Source organism: Streptomyces sp. TE5632 (genome assembly GCF_054061295.1).
The window spans coordinates 3,985,606-4,000,514 of the sequence record NZ_JBSSEA010000003.1 but is presented as its reverse complement, the minus strand read 5'-3'; the positions used below and the strand labels follow the sequence as shown (position 1 = coordinate 4,000,514).

Here is a 14,909-nt window from a genome sequence, read left to right as displayed (position 1 = left end):
GCCGGCCGGAGCCGCAGGTCGTAGGTCCGAAGACCGAGTCCGGTCCGGCCAAAACTCGGTGGGCAGTGTCAGTTGCGTTCCGTAGGCTCACTGCTGATGGCCACCACACCCCCACTCCTCGAAACGCGTGAAGCGTCCGAAGCGCCCGAAGCATCCGAAGCGTCTTCCACAGTCCGTACGTTGCTGCGTCTGTGGCCGTACGTACGGCCCGTGCGGGCGCGGCTGTTCACCGCCGCCTTCATCGCGATCCTCGCCTCGTGCATCGGCCTGGTCATCCCGCTGGTCCTGAAGTGGATGGTGGACGGTCCGATCGCCGACCGGGACCCGGCGGGTGTGTGGCTCGGCGCGCTGTACCTGCTGCTGCTCGGGCTCGCGGAGGCCCTGCTGTTCGGGTTCCGGCGGTGGCTGGTGGCGCGCCCGCTGGCGGGGGTCGAGGCGGGGATGCGGGCGGACCTCTACGGGCGTCTGCAGCGGCTGCCGGTGGCGTTCCACGACCGGTGGCCGTCGGGGCAGTTGCTGTCCCGGGGGACCACGGACCTGATGCTGCTGCGCATGTTCCTGGCCTTCCCGCTGACGTTCCTGCTGGTCAACGGGGTGACGATCCTTGTCGGTGTGATCATCATGCTGGTCCAGGACTGGGCTCTGGGACTGGTGGTCCTGATTCCGGCCGTGCCGGTGATGGTCATCTGCGTGGCCTTCGAGAAGCGGTACTCCAAGGCGTCGCGGCTCGCCCAGGACCAGGTCGGCGACCTGACGACGGTCGTCGAGGAGAGCGTGCTCGGCATCCGCGTCATCAAGGGGTTCGGACGGCACCGCAGCCAGGCGCGGGCGTTCCGTGAGCTGTCGAAGGGGCTGCGCGGGACGGAGCTGCACAAGGCCCGGCTGCTGGCCTCCATCATGAGCGTCATCGTGACGCTCCCGGAGCTGGCCATCGGCACGACACTGGTGCTGGGGACCATGCGGGTGGCCGACGGGGACCTGTCCGCGGGCACCCTGGTGGCGTTCCTGTCGACGGCCCTGGCGCTGCGCTGGCCCGTGGACTCGATCGGCTTCCTGCTGGCGATGAGCCAGGAGGCGGCGACCGCGACCGAGCGGTACTTCGAGGTGATGGACGCCAAGGAGGAGTCCCCGGGCCCCGACGCCGCACGGGCATCGGCCGCCCCCGAGAGCGGCGGCGACGGCGGGCTGCGCTTCCACGACGTCACCTTCCGCTACCCCGACGCCCCCTCCGGCTCCCCGCCCGTCCTGGACCGTGTCGACCTGCACATCCGGCCCGGTGAGTCGATGGCCCTGGTCGGCGCGACCGGCAGTGGCAAGACCACGCTCACCGCCCTGGTCCCGCGGCTGCACGAGGCGACCTCGGGGCGGATCACCCTGGACGGCACGGACATCACCGCGCTCTCCCGCGAGGAGCTGCGCAGCAGGGTCTCCGTCGCCTTCGAGGAGCCCACCCTGTTCTCGGCCGCGGTCGGGGAGAACGTGCTGATGGGCGCGGGGCCCGGGGCCGGGAAGGCCGAGCTGGAGCGGGCGCTGGGCGTGGCGCAGGCCGACTTCGTGGACGCGCTGCCCCAGGGCACCGAGACCCAGGTCGGCGAACAGGGGCTCAGTCTCTCCGGCGGGCAGCGGCAGCGTCTCGCGCTGGCCCGCGCGGTGGTCGGGCAGCCCGAGTTCCTGGTGCTGGACGATCCGCTGTCCGCGCTCGACGTGCACACGGAGGCCGCGGTCGAGGCCGCCCTGCGCCGGGTGCTCGCCGACACCACCGCCCTGATCGTGGCGCACCGCCCGTCCACGGTGCTGCTGGCCGACCGCGTCGCCCTGCTCTCCGGCGGCCGGATCACGGCGGTCGGCACCCACCACGAACTGCTGCGCACCCACCCCGAGTACGCCCACCTCATGGCCGGCGACCCGGCGGGGGAACAGGAGGACCAACGATGACGGCGGCCCCCACCGCGCCCGCGCAGGACGAGGGCGGCAAGAACGGCGAGCCACACACCGGCGACCCCTTCGACCAGGACGTACTGCCCACTCCCCCGGGCGCCACCGGCGTCCTGCTGCGTTCCCTGCTGGCCCCGATGCGGGGCAGGGTCGCCCTCACCGCGCTTCTGCTGCTGCTCCAGCAGGCGGCGGTGCAGGCGGGTCCACTGCTGGTGGCGTACGCGATCGACCGGGGAGTGCCCGCGTTCCGTGCCGCCGACCACGGGCCGCTGATCGCGGTCGCGGTGGGATATCTGCTGTGCGCGGCGTCGGGCGGTGTGCTCCAGTACGCGTTCATCGTCACCGCCGCCCGGGTCAGCCAGGACGTGCTGCTGGATCTGCGCGGCCGGATCTTCCGGCACGCGCAGGCGCTCAGCGTCGACTTCCACGAGCGCTACACCTCGGGCCGGCTCATCTCCCGCTCCACCACGGACGTCGAGTCGCTGCGGGAGCTGCTGGAGGAGGGCCTGCAGGAGCTGGTCACGGTCATCGTGTCCTGCGTCTACGTCTCGGTGCTGCTGCTCTGGCTGGACCTCGGCCTCGGCGCGATGGCGGTGGCGTCCTTCGTCCCGCTGTACGCACTCGTGCGGTCGTACCGGCGGCGCGTCACGGAGGTGTACCGGCAGCGGTCGACGGCGATCGCCGCGGTGATCGTGAAGTTCGTCGAGACGATGAACGGCATCCGCCCGGTGCGCGCCTTCCGCCGTGAGGCCGCCAACGACGCCGACTTCCGCGCGCTGAACCGGCGGCACGAGCGGACCAACGGGGACGCCCTGCTGGAGATGGCCCGCTATGTCGTCGGTTCCCGGGTGGTCGCCAACACGACGGTCGCGCTGATCGTGCTGTGGGGTGCCTACCGGGTCGCGGACAGGACGCTCGCGCTCGGTGTGCTGGCGGCGGCGGTGCTGTATCTGCGGCGGCTGTACGACCCGATCGACCGGCTGGGCATGTTCCTCAACGCGTACCAGTCGGCGGCCGCCTCGCTGGAGAAGATCGCCGGGCTCCTGGCACAGGTCCCGTCCGTGCCGGAGCCCGCGGCCCCCCGGGAGCTTCCGGAGGCGCCGTCGCGGCACCCGGGGCGCGAGGTCGTCTTCGACTCGGTCCGTTTCGCGTACCGCACCGGCGGCGAGGTGCTGCCCCGCTTCGACCTCACCCTCCCGGCCGGGCAGACCGTCGCCGTCGTCGGCTCGACCGGCGCGGGCAAGTCGACGCTGGCCAAACTGCTCGCCCGCTTCTACGACCCCACCGACGGCCGGGTCCTGCTGGACGGCGTCGACCTGCGCGACCTCGCGGTGTCCGAACTGCGGCGCGGGGTGGTCATGGTGACGCAGGAGGCGTTCCTGTTCTCCGGCACGGTCGCCGAGAACATCGCCATCGGCCGTCCGGACGCCACCCGTGCGGAGATCGAGTGGGCCGCGAAGGAGATCGGCGCGCACGACTTCATCGCCGCCCTGCCCGACGGCTACGACACCGACGTACGCAAGCGCGGCGGCCGCATCTCGGCCGGCCAGCGCCAACTCGTCGCCTTCGCCCGGGCCCTGCTCGCCGACCCGGCCGTGCTGATCCTGGACGAGGCGACCAGCTCCCTGGACATCCCCGGCGAGCGGGCGGTGCAGCGGGCGATGGCGACGGTCCTGCGGGGGCGTACGGCGGTCGTGATCGCCCACCGCCTGTCCACCGTGGAGATCGCGGACCGCGTCCTGGTGATGGAACACGGCCGCATCGTGGAGGACGGCACCCCGGCCGAACTCATCGCGGGCACCGGCCGCTTCGCGGACCTCCACCGCGCCTGGCGGGACAGTCTGGCCTAGACGGAAGCGGGCAAACGCGAAGTCACCGCCGTCACCGCCGCCACACCGGTGAAACGCTCCGTTTATCGAACCTGAGCTCCCGGACAACGGAGCGTTTTCGGCCAATGTATTGACGCGCTCCTGACAGAAACCGTGGTCTCCTGCGACTCTTCCCAAGGCCACCGCGCGGCAACCCCACAGCGCCGTCGAACCGTCGTGCCCTGGCCACCGCTCCAGCACAGCAGCACGTGGTACCGCGTACCGCCCTGTTCTGCCCGGCCGGCTCACCAGTCGGCCGGTCTCCCCTGGCCGCACAACCCGCGGCCGCGCAGAAGGAGTCAGTGTTGAGAAGCAGGTCCTCCCACAGACGCACCCCCCACACCGCACGCCGCCGCACCGCCGCCGTCGCCCTCGCCGGGGTCGCCGCCCTGGTCGCCACGGCCGTGCAGTCCGGCAGCGCCACCGCCGTCCCGGACGACATCCCGTCGGCCGCGAGCCGGGCGAACCCGGGCGCCGAGTCGGTCCGGCTCACCCCCGCCCAGCGCGCCGAGCTGATCCGCGAGGCGAACGCCACCAAGGCGGACACCGCCGAGGCCCTCGGCCTGGGCGAGAAGGAGCAGCTCGTCGTCCGTGACGTCCTCAAGGACCGCGACGGCACCGTCCACGTCCGCTACGAGCGCACCTACGACGGCCTGCCCGTCCTCGGTGGCGACCTCGTCGTGCAGGGTGAGAAGCCCGGCGAGACCGAGTCGGTCGTCAAGGCCACCCGGACCGCGGTGAAGCCCGCCACCACCAAGGCCGCGGTGCCGGCCGCCGAGGCGGAGCAGCAGGCCCTCGGCGCCGCGAAGGCCGAGAACGCCAAGAGCCCCGACGTCGAGGGCGCCCCGCGCAAGGTCGTCTGGGCCGCGGACGGCACGCCGACCCTCGCGTACGAGACCGTCGTCGGCGGGCTCCAGCACGACGGCACCCCGCAGGAACTGCACGTCGTCACCGACGCCACCACGGGCGAGAAGCTGTCCGAGTGGCAGGCCGTCCAGAACGGAACCGGCCACACCGTCTACAGCGGCACCGTCGACCTGACCACCACCCGGTCCGGGTCGTCGTACAACCTCACCGACGGGGCGCGCGGCAACCACAGGACGTACAACCTGAACCGCGGCACCTCCGGCACCGGCACCCTGTTCTCCGGCTCCGACGACGTCTGGGGCAACGGCAGTCCGTCCAACGCGGAGTCGGCCGCCGCCGACGCCCACTACGGGGCCGCGCTGACCTGGGACTACTACAAGAACGTGCACGGCCGCAACGGCATCCGCGGGGACGGCGTGGGCGCCTACTCCCGGGTCCACTACGGCAACAACTACGTCAACGCCTTCTGGTCGGACAGCTGCTTCTGCATGACCTACGGCGACGGGTCGGGCAACGCCAACCCGCTGACCTCGATCGACGTGGCGGCCCACGAGATGACCCACGGTCTCACCTCGAACACCGCCGGCCTGCGCTACAGCGGGGAGTCCGGCGGCCTCAACGAGGCGACCAGCGACATCTTCGGCGCGACGGTCGAGTTCTACGCCGGCAACTCCTCCGACGTCGGTGACTACCTCATAGGCGAGGAGATCAACATCCGCGGCGACGGCACCCCGCTGCGCTACATGGACCGGCCGAGCAAGGACGGCTCGTCCAAGGACTCCTGGTACTCCGGGCTCGGCTCGATCGACGTGCACTACTCCTCGGGCCCCGCGAACCACTTCTTCTACCTGCTGAGCGAGGGCAGCGGCGCCAAGACCATCAACGGCGTCAGCTACAACTCGCCCACCTCGGACGGGCTGCCGGTCACCGGCATCGGCCGTGCCAAGGCGGAGAAGATCTGGTTCCGCGCGCTGACCACCAAGTTCACCTCGACCACCAACTACGCCGGCGCCCGCACCGGCACCCTGGCGGCGACCGGTGAGCTGTACGGCACGAACAGCGCCGAGTACAAGGCGGTGCAGAACGCCTGGGCCGCCGTCAACGTCGGCGCCCGCGCCAGTGGCTGAGGTCGCCGCACCAGGCGGCCGGTAGGCCGCGGGCCCGCCGTACGCGGCACGGGGGCGCCCGCACCGGAGTCCGATCCTCCGGTACGGGCGCCCCCGTGCCACCGGATGTGCGGGGCCGCCCTACCCTTGGGTCCCATGTCTTCGGCGGACTTCACCTACGACCACGTCGGCGCGACCCGTGAGCCGGGTTTCTGCCCTCCCGGGTTCCATCCCCTGCACGTGCGCACCCGTCTCGGCGAGGGCGAGGCGGTCTTCCGCCAGGGCGCGGAGGCGGTGCTCACCTGGGAGCTGCACCGGGCCCTGGGCGTCGGCCTCGACACCACCGCCGACCGCGCGGCGCCCGGTGTCGACGTCACCGTCACGCTCGCCGGGGTGGTCAGGGCGCCGTGCCGGGTGGTCTGGACGCTGGAGGAACCCCGCCGGGCCGGCTGGGCGTACGGCACCCTGCCCGGTCACCCGGAGTGCGGCGAGGAGGCCTTCGTCGTGCACCGCACCGGTGACGGAACGGTGTGGCTGACCGTCTCCGCGTTCAGCAAGGCGGCCCGTTGGTACGCCCGTGCGGCCGGTCCGGCGGCCCGCGGAATGCAGCACGCCTACGCCCGCCGCTGCGGCACGGTGCTGCGGCGCCTGGCCACGAAGGGCCTCGAGGAGTTCTGAGGCCCTTCGCGTCACCTGCCGTCCGTTCGCCGGACCGGCGGCCTACCGCATCAGCAGCCCCGCCGCCTCGGAGACCTCCTCCGAGGGGACCGCGACCAGGCCCATCTCGGTGCCGTGCGCCAGCAGCGGATGGCTGGGCAGGATGCGGACCGTGTAGCCGAAGGGCCCGGTGCGGTCCAGGGAGAGCGGGCCCTCGTACACCCAGCGGCCCTCCAGGTCGGCGGCCCCCACCGGTTTCAGCGGGACGGGCGTCGCGCCGGTGATGCGGTCCTCCTCGTCCACCCGCCCGGAGACCGCCTGGACCTCGACGTCGTCCGGATCGAGGTCGCCGAGGCCGACGCGCACCCGCAGCGCGAGGGTGGTGCCGAGTTCCGCGGTGGCCGTCGTCGTCCCGAACGTCTCGACGTGGTCGACGCTCACGCCGTGCCAGGCGGCGCGCACCCGGGTCTTCCACCGGGCGAGGTCGCGCGCCCGGTCGGGTCCCATCGCCCGGTGGGCGCGCGCGGCGGGCGCGTACAGGCGCTCGACGTACTCGCGGACCATGCGGCCGGCCAGCACCTTCGGACCGAGCAGGCTCAGGGTGTGCCGGACCATCTCCAGCCACCGGTCGGGCAGCCCGCTCTCACCGCGCTCGTAGAAGCGCGGCATGATCCGCTGCTCCAGCAGGTCGTACAGCGCGGCGGCCTCCACGGCGTCGCGCCGGTCCGGGTCGTCCCCCGCCGCCGAAAGCGTGAGGGCGCCCCCACCCGCCCCGTCCGCGGTGGGGATGGTCCAGCCGAAGTCGGGCTGGAACCACTCGTCCCACCAGCCGTCCAGCACCGAGAGGTTGAGGCAGCCGTTGAGGGCGGCCTTCATACCGCTGGTCCCGCACGCCTCCAGTGGCCGCAGCGGGTTGTTCAGCCAGATGTCGCAGCCGGGGTAGAGCTTCTGCGCCATCGCCATGCCGTAGTCGGGCAGGAAGACGATCCGGTGCCGCACCCGCGGGTCGTCGGCGAACCGGACCAGCTCCTGGATGAGCCGCTTGCCGCCCTCGTCCGCCGGGTGCGCCTTGCCCGCGACCACGATCTGCACCGGCCGCTCGGGGTGCAGCAGCAGGTCCGTCAGCCGGTCCCGGTCCTGCAGCATCAGCGTCAGCCGCTTGTACGAGGGGACCCGCCGGGCGAACCCGATGGTCAGCACGTCCGGGTCGAGCACCCGGTCGATCCAGCCGAGCTCCGCCGTCCCCGCGCCGCGCTGCCGCCACGAGGCGCGCAGCCGCTCCCGCACCTCCGTCACCAGCAGCGAGCGCAGGGACCGGCGGAGCTCCCAGATGTCCTCGTCGGGGATGTCCCCGACGGATTTCCAGCGGTCCGAGCGGTCCGAGCCGCCGACGGTCAGCGCCTCCTCGGCGCGCTCGGCGCCGATCTGCCGGGCGCCGAGCCGGAGCACCTCGGGGGCGACCCAGGTCGGCGCGTGCACCCCGTTGGTCACGGAGGTGATGGGCACCTCCTCGGGGTCGAATCCGGGCCAGAGCCCGGCGAACATCTCACGGCTGACCCTGCCGTGCAGCAGGGAGACGCCGTTGGCGCGCTGTGCCAGACGCAGGCCCATGACGGCCATGTTGAAGAGACCGGGCTCGCCGCCGGGGTACGTCTCCATGCCGAGCCGGAGGACGCGGTCGACCTCGATGCCCGGCAGTTCGGCGTCGGGGCCGAAGTGGCGGGCGACCAGCCCGCGGTCGAAGCGGTCGATGCCGGCCGGTACGGGGGTGTGCGTGGTGAACACGGTCCCCGCCCGGACCGTCTCCAACGCGGGGCCGAACTCCATTCCTTCGGCGCGCAGTTCGGCGATGCGTTCCAGGCCGAGGAAACCGGCGTGGCCCTCGTTGGTGTGGAACACCTCGGGCGGCGCGTGCCCGGTCAGCCTGCAGTACGCGCGTACCGCCCTGACCCCTCCTATGCCGAGCAGCATCTCCTGGAGCAGGCGGTGCTCGCTGCCGCCGCCGTAGAGCCGGTCGGTGACGCCGCGTTCGCCGAGGTCGTTCTCCTCGACGTCGGAGTCCAGCAGGAGCAGCGGGACCCTGCCCACCTGGGCCAGCCAGATCCGAGCGCGCAGCGAACGGCCGCCGGGCAGCGCGAGGATCACCAGGGCGGGGGTGCCGTCGGGCTCCTTGAGCTGGGCGAGGGGCAGCTCGTTGGGGTCGAGGACGGGGTAGTGCTCCTGCTGCCAGCCGTCCCGGGACAGCGACTGGCGGAAGTAGCCGTGCCGGTAGAGCAGACCGACTCCGATCAGCGGGACGCCGAGGTCGCTGGCGGCCTTGAGGTGGTCGCCGGCGAGGATGCCGAGCCCGCCGGAGTACTGCGGCAGGGCGGCCGTGATGCCGAACTCCGGGGAGAAGTAGGCGATGGCGGCGGGCAGTCGGTCACCCTGCGACCGGGGGCCGGACTGCTCCTGGTACCAGCGGTCGCCGGTCATGTACGTGTGCAGGTCGCCCGCGACCGCGCCGAGACGGTCCAGGAACGGGCGGTCCCCGGCCAGTTCCATGAGCCGGTCGGGCGGCACACTGCCCAGCAGCCGTACGGGGTCGCGGCCGCAGGCGGCCCAGCGTTCGGGGTCGACGGACTGGAACAGGTCGCCGGTCGGCGTGTGCCAGGACCAACGCAGGTTCCGGGCCAGTTCGCTGAGGGGCCGGAGGGGGTCGGGGAGAACGGGTCGGACGGTGAATCGACGGATCGCCTTCAAGTTCCACCTCGGCGCGAGTCGCGGTGCGGAAGGACGGCTGTGTGCGTCCGGTCGTCGCGCACGACAGTACCGGCGGGAACGCCCTCCACGGCGGAAGCCGGGCGACCCGGCCCCGCCGTACCCCGACCCAAACGATTCGCCTCATGGCGGATATGGCCGATTCCCCACCCGCAGGCGTTCTTGTGGCGCTTCGTTCCGCACGAGACGCTGCCACGGTGGCGTGCCGGCCCGCGCCGGGTGCGACCCCGGCCCGCGACGCCGTGCGCCGAGTCGAGGAGGGGAACTCTGACCATGGCACGGACGCGAACGCGGCGTCTGCGCCGGGCGGGGGTCATGACGGCGGTCCTGTGCACCGCGACGGTTTCGGCCGCGACCCTGCCCGCGCACGCCGCGCCTGAGGGACGGATATCCGGCGCCGGGGCACCCGGTTCCGTGGCCGGCAGCTACCTGGTGACACTGGAGAAGGGGACCGCGGCACGCTCGGCGATCGGCAGGGATCTCGTGCGGCGCCACGGGGCGAGAATCAGCCATACCTACGGCACCGTGCTCAACGGCTACGCCGTCCGGGCCGACGCGAGAGCGGCCGCGCGGCTCGCGGCCGACCCCCGGATCGCCTCGGTCACCCAGGACACCCGGGTGACACCGGCCCGAACGCCGAAGGAGCCGAACGACACGCAGCAGAACCCGCCGTCCTGGGGACTGGACCGCGTGGACCAGCGGAACCTGCCGATGGACGAGCGGTACACCGCGCCGGCCACGGCGGGCGCGGGGGTGACGGTCTACGTCATCGACACCGGCGTACGAACATCGCACCGCGACTTCGGCGGCCGGGCCCGGCACGGTTGGGACTTCGTCCAGAACGACCGGACCGCCCAGGACGGCAACGGCCACGGCACCCATGTGGCCGGCATCATCGCGGGGAAGAGCCACGGTGTCGCGAAGCGGGCCAGGATCGTCTCCGTCCGCGTGCTCGACGACAACGGCTCGGGCACCACGGCCCAGGTGCTCGCGGGCATCGACTGGGTGACCCGGAACGCGGTCAAGCCCGCGGTCGCCAATCTCAGCCTCGGCGGCTTCCACAACGCCCAACTGAACGCCGCCGTACGGACATCCATCGCGTCCGGCGTCAGCTACACCGTCGCCGCGGGAAACAAGGGAACGGCGGCAGCGTCGTACTCGCCCGCGGGTGTGAAGCAGGCGATCACGGTGGGCGCTACCGACCGGCAGGACAAGAAACCGGCCTTTTCCAACCACGGTTCCGCCCTCGATCTGTTCGCCCCGGGGGTGTCCATCACCTCGGCGTCGGCCGCGAGCGACACCGGGCAAGTCACCGCCTCCGGTACGTCGATGGCTTCCCCGCACGCGGCGGGCGCGGCGGCGCTGTACCTCGCCGAACATCGGCGGGCCACCCCGGCGCAGGTGGCGAACGCTCTGGTCAGGGGGGCGACGAGCGGGAAGGTGAGCGGCCGCGGGCTCGGTTCGCCGGACCGGCTGCTCCGGACGCCGACGCGGTAGTGCGCACCTGCCGGGCCCCCGCGCCACGATCACCCGGGCACCGGACGGGAAGCGGGCGGGGGCCGGCAGCGGGCTCATCGAGGACCGGTTCCGTCCCACACGGACGAGGCCGGTCTTGTATGTCGACATACGCGCGAGTAGTTAACAAAGCGCCGGATTGCCCACCCGAACAGTGTGGGAAGGCTCCTGCGGTACACCCCTCAGGAACCCCACGCAGCATCAAGCAGGACCCACCTCCCCACAGTCATCCGCCCACCCACGTTGACGCGGACAGGAGCGGTCATGCCCGTCAAGCATCATTCGTCGTCCCCTCCGAAGCCTTCTCCGAAGCCCGCCACCGGAACGCCACCGCCCGCCGCCGGAGCGCCCCCGCCGGCCGCCGTGAGTGACACCTCCGTGGGGCGCATCCCCCTCCTCGACGTCCGGCCGACGGTCCGTCAGGGACGCCGGCCGGCGAAGGCGGTCGTCGGTGAGACGTTCGAGGTGACGGCCACCGTGTTCCGTGAGGGGCACGAGGCGGTGGCCGCCAATGTCGTCCTGAAGGACCCCGAGGGCCGGCCGGGGCCGTTCATCCCGATGCGGGAGCTGGCGCCGGGCACGGACCGGTGGGGGGCGACCGTCTGCGCCCGTGCGACGGGGCGTTGGACGTACACCGTGGAGGCGTGGGGCGACCCCGTCACGACCTGGCGCCGCCACGCGCGGATCAAGATCCCGGCGGGCCTGGACACGGAGCTGGTGCTGGAGGAGGGCGCCCGGCTCCACGAACGGGCGGCGGCCGAAGTGCCGGAACCGGACCAACGGGGCGTGCTCCTCGCCGCGGTGGACGCGCTGCGCGACGAACGGCGACCGACGGCCTCCCGGTTGGCGGCGGCGTTGACGCCGGAGGTGGACGCGGTGCTGGCCCGCCACCCGCTGCGCGAACTGGTCACCACCGGCGACCCGATGCCCCTGCTCGTGGAACGCGAACGCGCCCTGTACGGCTCCTGGTACGAGTTCTTCCCCCGATCCGAGGGCACCACCGACCAGCCGCACGGCACCTTCGACACCGCCGCCCGCCGGCTGCCCGCGATCGCCGCCATGGGCTTCGACGTCGTCTACCTCCCCCCCATCCACCCCATCGGCACCACCCACCGCAAGGGACCCGACAACACCCTCACCGCCACCCCCGACGACGTCGGCGTGCCCTGGGCCATCGGCTCCCCCGAGGGCGGCCACGACACCGTCCACCCCCGCCTGGGCACCCCGGAGGACTTCACCCGCTTCGTCACGCGCGCCGGCGAACTCGGCCTCGAGGTCGCCCTGGACTTCGCCCTGCAGTGCTCCCCCGACCACCCCTGGGTGCACAAGCACCCCCAGTGGTTCCACCACCGCCCGGACGGGTCGATCGCGCACGCGGAGAACCCGCCCAAGAAGTACCAGGACATCTACCCGCTCGCCTTCGACGCCGACCCGGACGGCCTGCTCGCCGAGACCTGCCGGATCCTGCGGCACTGGATGGCCACCGGGGTGCGGATCTTCCGGGTGGACAACCCGCACACCAAACCGGTGGCCTTCTGGGAACGCGTCATCGCCGACATCAACCGCACCGACCCCGACGTCATCTTCCTGGCGGAGGCCTTCACCCGCCCGGCGATGATGCACACGCTGGCCCAGATCGGCTTCCAGCAGTCCTACACCTACTTCACCTGGCGCACCACCAAGCGGGAACTGACCGAGTACCTGACCGAACTGTCGGGGGAGGCGGCCTGCTACATGCGGCCCAACCTGTTCGCCAACACCCCCGACATCCTGCCCGCCTACCTGCAGCACGGCGGCCGGCCCGCCTTCGAGGTCCGGGCCGTGCTGGCCGCCACCCTCTCCCCGTCCTGGGGCGTCTACAGCGGCTACGAACTGTGCGAGAACACCCCGCTGCGGGAGGGCTCCGAGGAGTACCTGCACTCGGAGAAGTACCAGCTCACCCCGCGGGACTGGGAGGGCGCCGAGCGCCGGGGCCAGACCATCGCCCCCCTGATCACCCGGCTCAACACCATCCGACGGGAGAATCCGGCGCTGCGTCAGCTGCGGGACCTCCACTTCCACCAGGCGGACCAGGAGCCGGTCATCGCCTACTCGAAACGGAAGGGTGCGAACACGGTCCTGGTGGTCGCCAACCTCGACCCGCACCACACCCAGGAGGCCACCGTCTCGTTGGACATGCCGCAACTCGGCCTGGACCGGCACGAGTCGGTGCCGGTGCGCGACGAGCTCACCGGCGAGACCTATCACTGGGGCAGGGCCAACTACGTGCGCCTGGGACCGGGCGGCGCGCATGTGTTCGTCGTCGGCCGGGAAGCCGACGGCCGCACGGCACCGACCGTCACCGCCGTGGCCCCGGATGAGCACGGCACGGCTCCGGGACCGTCCACCCCGCAGATCGGAGGGTCACCCGCATCATGATCGTCAACGAACCCGTACCGGACACCTTCGAGGACACACCGGCGGGAGACCGCGACCCGGACTGGTTCAAACGGGCCGTCTTCTACGAGGTCCTCGTCCGTTCCTTCCAGGACAGCAACGGCGACGGCATCGGCGACCTGAAGGGACTGACCGCCAAGCTCGACTATCTGCAGTGGCTCGGCGTCGACTGCCTGTGGCTGCCCCCCTTCTTCAAGTCGCCCCTGCGCGACGGCGGTTACGACGTCTCCGACTACACCGCCGTACTGCCCGACTTCGGCGACCTCGCCGACTTCGTCGAGTTCGTGGACGCGGCGCACCAGCGCGGCATGCGCGTGATCATCGACTTCGTCATGAACCACACCAGCGACCAGCACCCCTGGTTCCAGGAGTCCCGCAAGGATCCGGACGGCCCCTACGGCGACTACTACGTCTGGGCGGACGACGACAAGCAGTACCAGGACGCGCGGATCATCTTCGTCGACACCGAGGCGTCCAACTGGACCTACGACCCGGTGCGCGGGCAGTACTACTGGCACCGGTTCTTCTCGCACCAGCCGGACCTCAACTACGAGAACCCGGCCGTGCAGGAGGAGATGATCTCCGCGCTGAAGTTCTGGCTGGACCTGGGGATCGACGGCTTCCGGCTGGACGCCGTGCCCTACCTCTACCAGGAGGAGGGCACCAACTGCGAGAACCTGCCCGCCACCCACGCGTTCCTCAAGCGGGTACGCAAGGAGATCGACGCGCAGTACCCGGACACCGTGCTGCTGGCGGAGGCCAACCAGTGGCCGGAGGACGTGGTCGACTACTTCGGCGACTACACCGCCGGCGGCGACGAGTGCCACATGGCCTTCCACTTCCCGGTCATGCCCCGCATCTTCATGGCGGTGCGCCGCGAGTCGCGCCACCCGGTCTCCGAGATCCTCGCCAAGACCCCCGCCATCCCCTCGAACTGCCAGTGGGGCATCTTCCTGCGCAACCACGACGAGCTGACCCTGGAGATGGTCACCGACGAGGAACGCGACTACATGTGGGCCGAGTACGCCAAGGACCCCCGCATGCGCGCCAACATCGGCATCCGCCGCCGGCTGGCCCCGCTGCTGGACAACGACCGCAACCAGATCGAGCTGTTCACCGCCCTGCTGCTGTCCCTGCCCGGCTCGCCGATCCTCTACTACGGCGACGAGATCGGCATGGGCGACAACATCTGGCTCGGCGACCGCGACGCGGTGCGCACCCCGATGCAGTGGACCCCCGACCGCAACGCCGGCTTCTCCTCCTCCGACCCGGGGCGGCTGTTCCTGCCCACCATCATGGACCCGGTCTACGGCTACCAGGTCAGCAACGTGGAGGCGTCCATGGCCTCGCCGTCCTCGCTGCTGCACTGGACCCGCCGCATGATCGAGATCCGCAAGCAGAACCCCGCCTTCGGCCTGGGCTCCTACACCGAGCTGCCGTCGTCGAACCCGGCCGTCCTGGCCTTCCTCCGCGAGGCCCCCCCGAACGGGCAGGACGGGGACGACCTGGTGCTCTGCGTGAACAACTTCTCCCGCTTCGCCCAGCCCACCGAACTCGATCTGAGTGCCTTCGCGGGCCGCCATCCGGTCGAGCTGTTCGGCGGGGTGCGCTTCCCCGCCGTGGGAGCGCTGCCGTATCTGCTGACCCTCGGGGGCCACGGCTTCTACTGGTTCCGCCTGCGCGGGGACGCCGCGTAGCACCCGCCGACCCCCGGGCGGGGCGGTTTCCCCCGCGCCACCCGGGGCACGCATCAGTAACACCCCGA

General features: G+C 71.8%; 8 protein-coding genes. 7 read left to right on the top strand and 1 reads right to left on the bottom strand.

Features of this window, described 5'->3' with window-relative positions; translation table 11 throughout:
* Positions 1-96: 96 nt before the first annotated feature.
* The 4 genes from ACVW19_RS23600 to ACVW19_RS23585 all read left to right on the top strand — a co-directional run bounded on the left by ACVW19_RS23600 (position 97) and on the right by ACVW19_RS23585 (position 6,454).
* On the top strand, positions 97-1,935 hold the full coding sequence (locus ACVW19_RS23600; protein WP_457461525.1) for an ABC transporter ATP-binding protein: 1,839 nt from the start codon (positions 97-99) through the stop codon (positions 1,933-1,935).
* On the top strand, positions 1,932-3,785 hold the full coding sequence (locus ACVW19_RS23595; RefSeq protein WP_457461523.1) for an ABC transporter ATP-binding protein: 1,854 nt from the start codon (positions 1,932-1,934) through the stop codon (positions 3,783-3,785). The genes ACVW19_RS23600 and ACVW19_RS23595 overlap by 4 nt, the downstream gene beginning before the upstream one ends.
* 323 nt (positions 3,786-4,108) lie before the next feature.
* Positions 4,109-5,797, top strand: coding sequence for a M4 family metallopeptidase (locus tag ACVW19_RS23590; RefSeq protein ID WP_457461521.1), 1,689 nt, complete (start codon positions 4,109-4,111; stop codon positions 5,795-5,797).
* A 135-nt stretch (positions 5,798-5,932) separates the two neighbouring features.
* Positions 5,933-6,454 (top strand): DUF1990 domain-containing protein, encoded by a 522-nt coding sequence (locus ACVW19_RS23585; protein ID WP_457461520.1) that lies wholly within the window; start codon positions 5,933-5,935, stop codon positions 6,452-6,454.
* 42 nt (positions 6,455-6,496) lie between these two features.
* On the opposite strand, the gene ACVW19_RS23580 is transcribed toward ACVW19_RS23585, so the two are convergent.
* Positions 6,497-9,175 (bottom strand): glycosyltransferase family 1 protein, encoded by a 2,679-nt coding sequence (locus ACVW19_RS23580; RefSeq protein ID WP_457461518.1) that lies wholly within the window; start codon positions 9,173-9,175, stop codon positions 6,497-6,499.
* Between the two features lie 291 nt (positions 9,176-9,466).
* On the opposite strand from ACVW19_RS23580, the gene ACVW19_RS23575 reads away from it, so the two are divergent.
* The 3 genes from ACVW19_RS23575 (at position 9,467) to treS (ending at position 14,841) form a co-directional block, all read left to right on the top strand.
* Entirely contained in the window at positions 9,467-10,690 is a 1,224-nt protein-coding gene (locus ACVW19_RS23575) for a S8 family peptidase (RefSeq protein ID WP_457461517.1), read from the top strand.
* A gap of 282 nt (positions 10,691-10,972) precedes the next feature.
* The gene (locus tag ACVW19_RS23570) at positions 10,973-13,126 is read left to right on the top strand and encodes a maltotransferase domain-containing protein (protein ID WP_457461516.1); all 2,154 of its coding nucleotides are present in this window, start codon (positions 10,973-10,975) and stop codon (positions 13,124-13,126) included.
* Positions 13,123-14,841: a maltose alpha-D-glucosyltransferase gene (gene treS / locus ACVW19_RS23565; RefSeq protein WP_457461514.1), complete on the top strand. Its 1,719-nt coding sequence runs from the start codon at positions 13,123-13,125 to the stop codon at positions 14,839-14,841. Before ACVW19_RS23570 ends, treS begins: the two co-directional genes overlap by 4 nt.
* Positions 14,842-14,909: the final 68 nt, after the last annotated feature.